The organism is Kitasatospora sp. NPDC041917, from assembly GCF_055589745.1.
On sequence record NZ_JBVJBI010000002.1, the window covers coordinates 232115 to 244397 of the forward strand.

Annotated in this window: 10 protein-coding genes and 2 pseudogenes; 7 read left to right on the forward strand and 5 right to left on the reverse strand. The window is 72.6% G+C overall.

Annotation, left to right across the window (positions count from 1 at the left end; translation table 11 throughout):
* Positions 1-29: 29 nt before the first annotated feature.
* Positions 30-1013, reverse strand: a complete 984-nt coding sequence (locus tag ACZ6EM_RS03180; RefSeq protein ID WP_465771494.1) for an aldo/keto reductase — start codon at positions 1011-1013, stop codon at positions 30-32.
* A gap of 194 nt (positions 1014-1207) precedes the next feature.
* On the opposite strand from ACZ6EM_RS03180, the gene ACZ6EM_RS03185 reads away from it, so the two are divergent.
* Positions 1208-2575, forward strand: a complete 1368-nt coding sequence (locus tag ACZ6EM_RS03185; RefSeq protein WP_465771495.1) for a cryptochrome/photolyase family protein — start codon at positions 1208-1210, stop codon at positions 2573-2575.
* A gap of 133 nt (positions 2576-2708) precedes the next feature.
* Here ACZ6EM_RS03185 and ACZ6EM_RS03190 read toward each other — a convergent pair whose 3' ends face one another.
* From ACZ6EM_RS03190 to ACZ6EM_RS03200, 3 genes are all read right to left on the reverse strand, one after another.
* Positions 2709-4703: a hypothetical protein gene (locus ACZ6EM_RS03190; RefSeq protein WP_465771496.1), complete on the reverse strand. Its 1995-nt coding sequence runs from the start codon at positions 4701-4703 to the stop codon at positions 2709-2711.
* 312 nt (positions 4704-5015) lie between these two features.
* Entirely contained in the window at positions 5016-5852 is an 837-nt protein-coding gene (locus ACZ6EM_RS03195) for an amidohydrolase family protein (RefSeq protein WP_465771497.1), read from the reverse strand.
* Positions 5853-5993: 141 nt separating this feature from the next.
* Positions 5994-6461, reverse strand: a complete 468-nt coding sequence (locus ACZ6EM_RS03200; protein ID WP_465771498.1) for a tetratricopeptide repeat protein — start codon at positions 6459-6461, stop codon at positions 5994-5996.
* 282 nt (positions 6462-6743) lie between these two features.
* On the opposite strand from ACZ6EM_RS03200, the gene ACZ6EM_RS03205 reads away from it, so the two are divergent.
* Both ACZ6EM_RS03205 and ACZ6EM_RS03210 read left to right on the forward strand, forming a co-directional pair.
* Positions 6744-7484, forward strand: coding sequence for a dienelactone hydrolase family protein (locus tag ACZ6EM_RS03205; protein ID WP_401048586.1), 741 nt, complete (start codon positions 6744-6746; stop codon positions 7482-7484).
* Positions 7485-8072: 588 nt separating this feature from the next.
* Entirely contained in the window at positions 8073-8591 is a 519-nt protein-coding gene (locus ACZ6EM_RS03210) for a hypothetical protein (RefSeq protein WP_401050179.1), read from the forward strand.
* Between the two features lie 39 nt (positions 8592-8630).
* On the opposite strand, the gene ACZ6EM_RS03215 is transcribed toward ACZ6EM_RS03210, so the two are convergent.
* Positions 8631-9596, reverse strand: coding sequence for an alpha/beta hydrolase (locus tag ACZ6EM_RS03215; RefSeq protein WP_465771563.1), 966 nt, complete (start codon positions 9594-9596; stop codon positions 8631-8633).
* Between ACZ6EM_RS03215 and ACZ6EM_RS03220 the strand changes: the two are divergent.
* The 4 genes and pseudogenes from ACZ6EM_RS03220 to ACZ6EM_RS03235 all read left to right on the forward strand — a co-directional run.
* A pseudogene (locus tag ACZ6EM_RS03220) lies at positions 9597-9890 on the forward strand (TetR/AcrR family transcriptional regulator); the annotation flags it as partial.
* Positions 9891-9945: 55 nt separating this feature from the next.
* A pseudogene (locus ACZ6EM_RS03225) lies at positions 9946-10083 on the forward strand (2-hydroxyacid dehydrogenase); the annotation flags it as partial.
* Positions 10084-10342: 259 nt separating this feature from the next.
* The gene (locus ACZ6EM_RS03230; protein ID WP_401050156.1) at positions 10343-11326 is read left to right on the forward strand and encodes an alpha/beta hydrolase; all 984 of its coding nucleotides are present in this window, start codon (positions 10343-10345) and stop codon (positions 11324-11326) included.
* 11 nt (positions 11327-11337) lie between these two features.
* A partial coding sequence (locus ACZ6EM_RS03235) for a peptidoglycan DD-metalloendopeptidase family protein (protein WP_465771564.1) occupies positions 11338-12283 on the forward strand: 946 nt, incomplete at its 3' end.

Consider the following 12283-nt stretch of genomic DNA (forward strand, 5'->3'; position numbering starts at 1 on the left):
GGCCACGGGCCGTGACCGGCCGCCCGCCGTCACCAGCGGGCGTGGACCTGCGCCCGGATCCGCCGGCCGTACAGCTCGCGCACGGCGGCCAGGGTGGCCGACGGCAGCGGGGACAGCCCGGCGGCGGCCGCGTTGGCCCGGGCCTGCGCCACGTTGCGGGCACCGGGGATCACCGTCGTCACCCCCGCCTGCTGGGTGACCCACCGCAGCGCCGTCTGCGCCGCGCTCGCGCCCTCGGGTGCGAGCGCGGCGAACTCCACCGCCGCCTCGACGCCCGTCGCGAAGTCCACCCCGGAGAAGGTCTCCCCCTGGTCGAAGGACTCGCCGTGGCGGTTGTAGGTGCGGTGGTCGTCCGGGCCGAAGACGGTGTGCTCGTCGTACCGGCCCGACAGCAGGCCCGAGGCCAGCGGCACCCGGGCGAGGATTCCCACGCCGGCTGCCTCGGCGGCGGGCAGCACCTGCTCCAGCGGCTTGAGCCGGAACGCGTTCAGGATGATCTGGACGCTCGCGACGTTCGGGCGGGCGATGGCCGTCAGCGCCTCGGCGCAGGTCTCCACGCTCACCCCGTAGGCGGCGATCCGGCCCTCCTCCACCAGGGTGTCCAGGGCGTCGAAGACCTCGTCCGAGGAGTAGACCGGCGTCGGCGGGCAGTGCAGCTGCACCAGGTCCAGCCGCTCGACCCCCAGGTTGTCCCGCGAACGGTCGGCCCAGGCGCGGAAGTTGGCGAGGTTGTAGTGCTCGGGCCGCTGCTCGACCCGGCGGCCGAACTTGGTGGCGACGAACACCTCGGCGTCCGGGCGGTCCTTCAGGAAGCGGCCGATCAGCCGCTCGCTGCGGCCGTCGCCGTAGACGTCGGCGGTGTCGAAGAGGGTGACGCCGGCCTCCACCGAGGCCTCCAGCACGGCCAGGGCGTCCTCCTCGCGGACGTCCCCCCAGTCCGCGCCGAGCTGCCAGGTACCGAGTCCGACGATCGAGACGGGGCGGCCGGTACGGCCGAGTACACGCTGTTCCATGGAGCGAGCCTCTCACGCGACGCCCCGGCCGCACCACGCACCGCTGCCGCACCACGCACCGCTGCCGGCGACCGGACCCGCGGGGCCGTTGGGACCAATCCGCGCCGCGGGCGGCTCCGAACACCCGGGGAGAAGCAGCTGAAGCGGTAGAAGCAATCAGAACACCCGACGGCACCACCTGTGAGGCCCCGCCCGTGACCGTATCGATCGCCCTGTTCACCCAGGACCTGCGGCTGCACGACAACCCCGTGCTGCACGCCGCCCGGTCCGCGGCCGACCGGGTCGTCCCGCTGTTCGTCCTGGACCCGGCCGTCGAGGACGCCGGCTTCGCCGCGCCCAACCGGCAGGCGTTCCTGGCCGACTGCCTCGCCGACCTGGACGCCTCGCTGCGCCGGATCGGCTCCCGGCTGATCGTGCGCCGCGGCGAACCCGCCGAGCAGACGGCCCGGGTCGCCGCCGAGGCCGAGGCCGAAGGTGCGGCCGAGGGTGACGCCGGTGGCGGTACCGCTCCCGTCTCCGTGCACATCGCCGCGGGCGTCAGCGCCTTCGCGCACCGGCGGGAGGCCCGGCTGCGCGAGGTGTTCGGCGACCGCCTGCACGTCCACGACGCCTCGGTGACGGTCGTCCCCGCGGGCCGGATCACCCCGGCCGGCCGGGACCACTACGCGGTCTTCACCCCGTACCACCGCGCCTGGCAGCAGGCGCCCCGCCGCACGGTGCTCGGCGCGCCCCGGGCGCTCGACACCCCGGGCGGCATCGGCAGCGAGAACCTGCTGCTCACCGGACCGCTCTCGCCCGCCCTGCCGCCCGGGGGCGAGAGCGCGGCCAGGGAGCGGTGGCGCCGCTGGGACGTCGACGCCTACGCCCGGGTGCACGACGACCTCGCCGCCGACGCCACCTCCCGGCTCTCCCCGTACCTGCACTTCGGCTGCCTGTCCCCGACCGAACTCGTCGAACGCGCCCTGCGGCACGACGGCGAGGGGGCGCAGGCCTTCGTCCGGCAGCTCGCCTGGCGCGACTTCCACCACCAGGTCCTCGCCGCCCGCCCCGACGCCGCGCACCGCGACTACCGCACCAGGGACGACCGCTGGCACCACGACGAGGACGAGGCCGAGGCCTGGCGGCAGGGCCGCACCGGCTACCCGATCGTCGACGCCGGGATGCGCCAGCTCGCCGAGGAGGGCTGGATGCACAACCGGGCCCGCCTGCTGACGGCGGGCTTCCTCGCCAAGTGCCTGTACCTGGACTGGCGGATCGGCGCCGCCCACTTCCTGTCACTGCTGGTCGACGGCGACGTGGCCGACAACCAGCTCAACTGGCAGTGGGTCGCGGGCACCGGCACCGACACCCGCCCCAACCGGGTGCTCAACCCGCTGCGCCAGGCCGACCGGTACGACCCGGACGGGGCGTACGTGCGGCGCTGGGTGCCCGAACTCGCCCACCTGCCGGGGGCCGCCGTCCATCGCCCCTGGCTGCTCGACCCCGCCCCCGACTACCCGGCCCCGCTCATCGCCCCGGACGCCCTCACGGCCCGCTTCCGCGGGGCCCGGGGTCTGGACTGAGCACGGCCGGGCGCCATCCGGTGGAGGGTGGCGCCCGGCCGCGCGACCTGCTCGGTGATCAGCCGCGATCAGCCGCAATCAGCCGTGGTCGGCCGTGGGCCGGCCGTGTTCGGGGGTGGCTGCCCTACGGCTGTCAGAGGGCGAGCTTCTGGCAGAGCAGCGCGGACGGCCGCGCCGCCCACAGCTGCCACCAGGGCGTGCTGTAGGCCATGCCCGCGACGACCTCGTCGTCCGCGCACTGGCCCTTGGCGAAGCCGTACGAGAAGTCACCGCCACCGGCCGCGACCGGGCGGTTGTCGCCCTTCTCGAACCAGAGCGTCCGGGTCGAAGTACCCAGCGGGGCTGCGGACTTGGCGCACAGCGCGCCCATCGTCCGGCCGTTGCGGCTGTACCCGGTCATGACCGAGCCGGCCGGGCACTGGGCCTTGGCGTAGCCCGACGCCCACTCGGTGGTCACGTAGGTGCCGCCGTGGTCGACGACGAACGCGCGGCCGGCGTCCCACAGGTCCGCCTTCGTGACGTCCGTGCAGAGGCCGTTGTCGCCGCCGTAGCTCAGCCCGATCAGCCGGCTGCCGTCCGGGCAGGCGGCCTTGAGGGCGTACGGGTCCCAGTCCGGCCGGGTCTTCAGGTAGGCGGAGTGGTTGTCGTCGAACAGGCTGGCGTTGAGCGAGGTCCAGTCCACCAGCCGTACCGGGGGCTGCCCGACACTGACCGAGGCGATCGGCCATTCGCGGTGGAAGGCCAGGAAGGGCAGGTCCGCCTCCAGGATCGGGGTGCCGAGGATCACGAGCCGGGCCATCAGCGCCCCGTTGATGTCGAGTCCGCCGTAGAGGGCCGCCGCACCGTTGACGTCCGGCGTGGTGCCCGCGCCGTCGAGGACGACGGAGCCGTTGACCACGGCCCGCAGGTACGGCTCGATGGACGCCTTCACGCCGACCGTGTCGTACAGGGCGATCGAACCCTCGGCGAGCAGGCCGGCCTTCGCCGAGGCGGAGCCCTTGAGGTCGAGGCGCAGCGGGGAGACGGTGGAGTTCCCGGGGTCGGTGGTGGTCGTCCAGCCCGGGCCCTTGACGTAGTCCGAGTGGACGCCCCACTGGCCGTCGTAGGCCTGCTCGGCGTCGAGGCTGACGGTGCCGTCGGCGCTGATGTCGGCCGAGAGGGTGAAGGCCAGGTTGATCACGACGGGCAGCGGGCCGACCATCACCACGGGGCTGGCGCTGTACGTGGCCAGGGGTATCCGGATCGGCCCGGTGCTCGCGGTGAGGTTCGCGCTGACGTGCCAGTCCGCGTGCGCGCCCAGGGTGAAGCCGACCCGGGCCTGCTGGGGGTCGATGACGCCGAGGCCGCCCTGGTAGGAGAAGTCGATGGCCGGACGGAGCGAGACCGAGCCGGACAGCTTCGCCGAACTGCCGTCGGGCAGCGGGACGGTGGCGTTCGCGCTCAGTCCCAGGCTGCCGGACACGGAGCCCTGACCGGAGGTCGCTCCGAGGTCGGTGACGACCTGGACTCCGCCGATCTGGGGCCGGACGTCGAAGCTGCTCGGGCTGACGGCACTGCGCAGGCTTGCGCTGGTGCCGCCGAGCAGTTCGGGGAGGGTGGCCGGGCGGGTGGAGACGGCCACCTTCCCGTCGGCGGTCGGCTGCACATCGGTGACGGCGACCAGCGCGCCGTGCGGGGCCGCCGGGGTGGGCGGGCTGTCGATCAGCTGCCCGGGCCGGACGGCGGCCGCGGCGGCGTCCGGGCTCGCGGCCAGGGCGGACGGTGCCTGCGGACCGGTGGTGGCCGGTGCGAGCACGGCGGCGCCGGTGGTCGGGTCGTAGGAGGAGAGCGCGAGGACGGGGGCGGTGGTGGCGGTCGCCGGCGCGCTGCCCTGCGCCGGGGCCGCCACCGTGGCCGCGGCCGTGCCGGACGTCGGGGGCGCCAGCGTCGCCGACGCGCTCGGGGCGGCGGACGAGGCCGACGGGTCGGACGACGCGGTCGGCGCGGCTGCCGTGGTCGTCGTGGCTGCGGTGGCTGCGGTGGTGCTCGCGGCGGCCGGTGAGGCCACCGCTCCGGTCAGGACGGCGCCGCAGAGGAGGAGCACGGTGGTTGTCGCCGCGGCTGACAGCGTCAGCTTGCGCACGGTCACGTGGAGGGTCCCTTCGGTGTCAACGATGCTGAGGCAGTGGTGACTTGTGGCGGGACGCACAGTCCGGAGCCGTCGCACCGACTCTCGAACCGCCGGGTAACATAGCACTGACCGACAGCGTTGTTGACTGGTTCGCGGGAATCCCGGGTCGCGACCACCGAGACTTCACCGCCCTGGAGCGGGGCCTTCCCCTCTGGTTCACGCGGCACTCGGCGACCGGCGACGGGACGGGCCGACGGGGCGGATCCGGAAGGGTTCCGACCGTGCCGCCCGTGCCGACCGGCCGTCACCTCCGCCGAACAGCCGCACCGCTCACGGCTTCGCCGGGCGCGGCCAGTCCAGGACGGCACGCACCGTCCCGGCGAGGAGCCACTCCTTGTCCTCGGCGCCGAGCCGGTCGGTCTCCCGCAGGGCGAAGAGTTCGTCGGCCCAGCAGTGGTCGCCGCTGATCATGGTGTGGTCGCTGGCCCACATGACGCGCTCGCGGCCGAAGGCGTCCAGCACGCGCAGCAGCTTGTCGAGCGCGGGCGTGAACGGGTAGTCACCGGCGTGGAACAGCTCCGGGCCGTGCCCCCACTTGATCATGATGTTCGACTGGTCGGACAGCCGCAGGACGTCCTCGAACTCCTCGTCGTTCACCGGCATTCCGACGTGGTCGAGGACGATCGGGGTGTCGGGATGGGCTTTCGCGTAGGGGCGCAGCAGGTGCCCGTTGCGCGCCGTCATCGCGAAGACGGGCAGGCCGTGGTCGGCGGAGGCGTCGAACACCGGCCCGTAGTCGCCGCGGGCCAGTTCCCTGACGTCCTCGTCCTCGCGTGCCACGATCCGCACCGCCCGGGCGTGCGGCGCATCGGCCACGGCCCTGATACCGGCGGCCAGTTCGGGATCGCGGTGGTGGATGCGCAGCAGGTAGCAGAAGCGCTCGGGGTACCGGATCGACGCCATCTCGGCCCCGGGCGCGACGGCACGGAACGCGCGGGCCCCCGGCAACGCGATGCCCGGCTCGCCGTGGCCGGTCCGGGCCTCGAAGCCCCAGAACTCGTCGATCACCGCCGCCTGGATGCCCAGGGCGTTCATGGCAGCGAGGGTCTCCTCGGCGCTCATGGCGAGGTGGAGGTGGATCTGAGCGTCGACGATGTCCATCGGCATGGGTACGTGCCTTTCGCGAACCCGGCCCGGGCCCGGGGGCGAGGGGCGGCGCCACGGTGCCGGTGTCCGCGCCGGACGTCCTCGCAGCCTCACCGTAGGGAACAACGACGCCGGGACGACAACGACACTTCGGGACAAGGATCATGAGTTCTGATCATGCCCCGACGGCGGCCCGGCGACGGAGGCCAGGGCGCGCCTGGTGTCGGGGTGGTCCGGCCCCAGCGCCCGGACACGGCCCGCGTGGAGCTCCCCGAAGGCGGCGGCCGCACCCCGGAGATCGTCCGCCTCCACCCGCCAGTAGGCGAGGTTGGTACGGGAGTGGAGGGTGTCCGGGTGGTCGGGGCCGCTGACCCGGACCCGGTCCGCGAGGATCTCCTCGAACTCGGCGGCCGCGCCCACGGCGTCCCCCGCCTCGTGCCGCGTCGCGGCGAGGTTGTTGCGCGCGATGAGGGTTTGGGGGTGGTCCGCTCCCAGGACCCGCAGCATGTCGCGGAGGAGCGCCTCGAAGGATGCGATCGCCTCGGCCCGCTCCCCCGTCTTCCCCCGCCACATGGCCGGGTTGTTCCGGGTGATCAGCGTGTCGGGATGGTCGGCGCCGAGGACTCTCACGGACGTTGACTGAGCGATGCGCGAGCCCCGCACGCCGGACACGGTGATGGCGTCGAGCGTGCCACCGGGCCTTGACCGCATGCCGTCGAACCTCGACGGACGCGCGTTCGCTTCATCGACCGTTGCTTCCGCCGATCTGCTAGCCTTCCGGAGGCCGTGCGAGAGAACAAGGAGGTGGTACCCGTGAACGTATCGACATGGGTGCTCTCCTCCGGGGTCACGGTCGGGCGATAGGTCGTCGTCCGGGAGCGCCGTTCCAGCGCACTCCCGAAAGGCACGACCATGAACTTCACTTCCGAACAGCGCCTCGACGACGACATCCTTGAGCGCGAGTTCACCCTCGGCGAGATCCCCGGCATCCTGTGGACGCCCGCATCCGCCTCCGCGTCCGAGCCGGTCCCGCTGATCCTGCTCGGCCACCCCCCGCTCGGGCTGCACAAGATGTACCCCCGGCTGGTCGCCCGGGCCCGACGCTGCGCGGCGGACGGCTTCGCCGCGGCCACCATCGAACTCCCCGGGAGCGGTGACCGGCCCCGCTGGGCCGCGGCCGAACAGGCCCGCGCCGACCTGCGGCAGGCCATGGCCGCCGGTGAGCCGGTCAGTGACGAGATCATCGACGCCCTCATCCTCCCGCTCGTCGACCGGGCCGTCCCGGAATGGCAGTCCGCCCTGGACTCCCTCCTCGCGCTGCCCGGGATCGACGGCCCGGTCGGGTACTCGGGGGGAATCATCTCCATCGGCATCCGGCTGGCGGTGGTCGAACCGCGCATCGTGGCCGCCGGCCTCTTCGCCGGGAGCTTCGTGCCCCGCGCCATGTTCGAGGAGGCCCGCCGGGTCACCGTTCCGCTGCACGTCCTGCTGCAGTGGGACGACGAAGGGAACGACCGGCAGGCGTCCCTGGACCTGTTCGACGCCTTCGGCTCCCAGGAGAAGACGCTGCACGCCAACATGGGCGGGCACACGGGCGTCCCGCAGTTCGCCGGGGAGGACGCGGCCGGGTTCTTCGCCCGGCACCTGCGCTGATCACGGGCCGGACCAGCGGCCGGACAGAGTAGGCAGGAGGCGGTGCCGGCCGGCACACCACTCGTCAAGGACGGCCTGAGCCCTCCGTGATGGCGCCGGCCGGCAGGTGCACAACCGCCCCTACCGGGCCGGTACCAGCCATCGGCGGTACCGGCCCGGTAGGGGCGGGGCCCGGTCGGAGCGGCGCCCGGTCACCAGCCGAACCGGACCCGACTCCAGCCCGTATGAACCTGCTGGCAGCTCCGCTCGGCGGACCCCTGGGGGCGGAGGGCCCGGGCCTCGCGCACCCCGCCTGCCGTCGGCGTTCCCAGCACCATCGTCATGGCCGGGATCCGACACCCCATCCCGGAGATCTGCAACCCATTGACCGGAAATCCTGCCGATCACGGTGGCTCTCCGGTCCGGTTGCTGAGCGGTCGCGGGACGTCGCACACTGACAATAGGCACCTCCACAGGCCTGATGGCCCCCTCCGACTCTGAAACCTCACCCGCACCCGGTCTCCGGCGGACGAGACAGCGAAATGATGCGCATCACCGAGAGTTCGCGGACACCGCAGGTGAATCGCAGAAATTCAAGAAGTGGGCACCATGAAGCTGCTAGCGGAAATCGACAAGGTAGTCGCCACCGGAAAGGTGGTGGCTTCAGCGGACGACGAAGCCGTCGCGGACATCGTCATCGCCACGATCGCGAGTGGCATCTCGGCTTCGTTCTACCTGACCCGCACCCAGGCCGCTGTCATCAAGGAGCGGTTCTGGACTCCGGAGCGGATTCGCCGCACGGGGCTCCGCCCGATATCCCCTGAGGAAACCGAAAGGATTCGAGTAGAGCTGGGCGTCAGGGTCGCGAACTTCAGATGCGCCCCGATCACGTGCGCCTGCGGCCACGTCTACGACGCATTCGACTTCATTCAGCAAGGGATTCGCGAACACGGCCTCGATGTCGTCAATTCTGTGTTCTCCCTGAAGGATTCGACGTTCCTCCAGGTCAATCCGTCGTTCACCCCGATCTGCCCCGCGGACGACCAAAAGCTGAGCCGTACCCACGGCGCCGACGACGGCTTCGAATACGACTGCGACGAGTACGGCGGGTGCTGCTACCAGGAGTGATGCGAGGACGTTCTGCGGGTGTCGGCAGTCGTTCCTCCGTCACTCGGCCAGGGCCGCGCGGAGGAACGCGAGGATCTCCGCCCGGGCGGCCTCGGCCTGTGGTTCCAGGCCGGGCAGGGTGAGGAACGCGTGCTTGGCTCCCGGGTATTCGGAGAGCCGCACGGGGGTCCCTGCCTCGCGCAGCCGCTCGGCGTAGCTGCGGCCGTGGTCGGCGACCGCGTCCCGGGTGGGCACCACCACCAGCGCCGGGGCGAGCCCGCTCAGGTCGTTCGCGTGCAGCGGTGAGACCGCGCCGGCGTCGGCCCCCGGCGGAACGGCGAGCCGCTGGAACAGCCGCAGCAGCGGCAGGGCCGGGGTCGGGTTGTCCGCGTACTCGGCGATCGAGGGGTGGTCGAACATCCCCGTCCCGGTCACGTCGACCACCGGATTGACCAGCACCTGTGCCTTGAGCTCCACGCCGGCCTCCCTGGCCCTGATCGCCGTCAACGCGCCGATCAGCGCGCCGCAGCTCTCACCGAAGACGGCCGTGCGCGCCGGGTCGACACCCCACTGCGCGGCATGCCGCACCACGTGCTCCAGCACGCCCCAGCCGTCGTCGGCGGCGTCCGCGAGCGGGCTACCGGGGGCGAGGAGGCGGTGCTCGACCGAGACGACCAGCGCGGGCAGCTCGACGGCGAGGTGGCTGTTGGCCCAGTCGCACTGGGTCGCCGTGCCCACGAAGCCGCCGCCGTGGACATGGACCACGAGTGGCAGGTCGGTTCGGGCGCCGGCCTCGCCCTCCCCCGTCGACACCGGCCGGTACACCCGGACCGGAACGTCGCGGCCGGGCAGCGCCACCTGCCGCCAGGCGATCGCGGCGCCGGGATCGGGTTCCCCGAGGACGGCCCGAGCCGCGCCCGACGCCCGCCAGCGGTTCTCCGTGTCGCGGTAGGCGAGCAGTTCCTCGGTCGTGATCGCCGAGAGGTCCGGCTCCGGCGGCCGTGTCGCGAACGCGCTGCCACTCATGCCCTGCGCGCGTCCGGCCTGCCCGACGAGGAGGTCGCGGTGCGGTACCACCGCATCGTCATCCTCCTCGCGGCACTGATCTCCTCCGAGGCCGGCATCAGCACCGTCACCCCCGAGGAGTACGAGCAGGGCATGGAGCAGTTCCGTGTCGCCGTACTCGGCGCCGACCCCGAACACTTCCCCGCCCTGGCCCACTTCGCCCGCGACATCCGCCCCCTCGGAGCGGACCGCCGCGCCGCATTCGAGGAAATCCTCGCCGCCCACCTCGCCCAGATCGAGGCCCTGCTCCCCTGACGCGCCGGACCGTGGGTGCCGTGCGGTCGCCGAATACGCCTGGACCCTTGCCCTCGCCGTCAACCGCCGCCTCACCCGCGCCGCCAACCGCACCCGCGAGTTCGGCTTCCGCCTCGATGGCCTCCTCGGCCGCGACATCCACGGCATGACCGTCGGCGTCATCGCCACCGGCAAGATCGGCGAATGCTTCGCCCGCGCCGCCGTCAGCCCCTGGACTCAGCGGACCGATCATCACGAGACAGCGAAGCGCCGGGAGAGTCGGACGCTGACCACTTGCCAAAGACCCCTTGCCTCAAGTCCGGACAACAGCCCCTCAGTCTCCACGCCCGGAGCCGTCGCTGTCAGTCCGTATGGTTCCGGGTTCCATGTCCAGCGGCGCGTGGCTACCGTCCGAACCGTCGAAGTTCCGGCGGTCCGGACGGACCGCCATCACGCGCCTTCAGGAGATCACGGTGACCGCGAACCACCCCACCCGCAGGAGCATCCTCAAGTCCGCCGGCGGGCTCGGCGCCGCGCTGGCGCTCGGCGGCGCGAGCGTCCTCGCGACTGCCTCTGCCGCTCGCGCGGCCGACGACGGCTTCGGCCTGCACATCTCCGACCGCAACGAGGGCGACGCCCGGATGTGGTACTACCGCTTCCGGACCGCCGAGATCGGCTGGGACCCGGCCGTCAACGTGTTGCTTCCCGACGACTACCACACCAGCGGCCGCACCTACCCGGTCCTCTACCTGCTGCACGGCGGCCTCCAGGACTTCATCGAGTTCGACCGCCGGGGCGTCCGCGACTGGACCATCGGCAAGCCGCTGATCGTCGTGATGCCCGACGGCGGGCAGGCCGGCTGGTACTCCAACCCGGTCAGCACCAACGTCGGCCCCCGCAACTGGGAGTCCTTCCACATCAACCAGCTGATTCCCTGGGTCGACGCCAACTTCCGCACCTTCGCCGAGCCCGAGGGCCGCGCCGTCTCCGGCTTCTCCATGGGCGGCTTCGGCGCCCTGAAGTACGCCGCCAAGTACTGGGGCCACTTCGCCTCGGTCAGCGCCCACTCCGGCCCGGCCAGCCTGCGCCTCCACAGCGGCGCGCTCGCGCACTGGGCCAACGTCTCCTCCGCCGTGCAGGACCTGGCCGGCGGCAGCATCTACGGCATGCCGCTGTGGGACCAGGCCAGGGTGACCGCCGACAACCCGGTCGAGCGCCTGGAGAGCTACCGCAACAAGCGGATCTTCCTGGTCGCCGGCACCAGCCCCGACCCGACCAACCCCTTCGACACCTTCAACGAGACCGAAGTGCTGGCCGGCCAGCGGGAGTTCCGCGCCCTGCTCGACGGTGCCGGCATCCCGTACGAGGCCCACGAGGAGTCGGGCGGCCACTTCATCCGCCCCGACATGATGCAGCGCGACATCGACGGCATCATCGGCCGCCTGCGCAAGGCGTGAGGGGCGTTCCGATGGTCTCCCTCACCTCGTGGTCGGCCCGGGCCGCGGCCGCCCTGCTGCTGCCGCTCACCGTGCCGGCCGCTCCCGCCGTGGCCGCTCCCACCCTGGCCGCCGGGTTCGCGGCGGCCTGCCCGGCCCGCGGTCAGATCTCCCAGCACTACTCCCAGGAGCACAACGGCATCGACATCGCCAACGACTACGGCACCCCGATCTACGCGGCCGGCGACGGCAGGGTCGTCCTCTCCGGCACGACGCCCGACTACGGCCAGTGGATCCGCATCCTGCACCCGGACGGGACCATCACCGAGTACGGGCACATGCAGCGGCGGGACGTCTTCGAGGGCGACGACGTGACGGCCGGCCAGCAGATCGCGCTGATGGGCAGCGAGGGCAACTCCACGGGCCCGCACCTGCACCTGCGGGTCTGGGCCGACCCGAACGCGTCCATGCGCACGGACCCGGAGCCCTATCTCGCGGAGCGCGGCGTCACCGTGCCCTGTGTCCCCGGAAGCGGCCCCCGCCCCGCGCCGCTGGTGTATCCGGCGGAGTCCGGCCGGGTGGTGTCGGCCCGGTCCGCGGACGGACGCCTCGAAGTGTTCGCCGCCGGCGCGAACGGCGTCTCGCACGCCTGGCAGACCGCGATCAACGGCGGCTGGTCGGAGTGGGAGGACCTCGGCGGCCCCGGCGGCGCGGAACTCGCCATCGGTCCCAACGCCGACGGCCGACTGGAGGTGTTCGCCATCAACGGCTCCACCCTCCAGCACCGCTACCAGCTCCAGCCCTCCGGCGCCTGGTCCGCCTGGGAGGACTTCGGCACCGGAGGCCACGACATCGCCGTCGGCCCCAACGCCGACGGCCGGCTCGAAGTCTTCGCCTCCGGCCAGGTCGGCGTCTTCCACCGCTACCAGACCGCACCCAACAGCGGCTGGTCCGGCTGGGAGGCCACCGGCGGAGGCC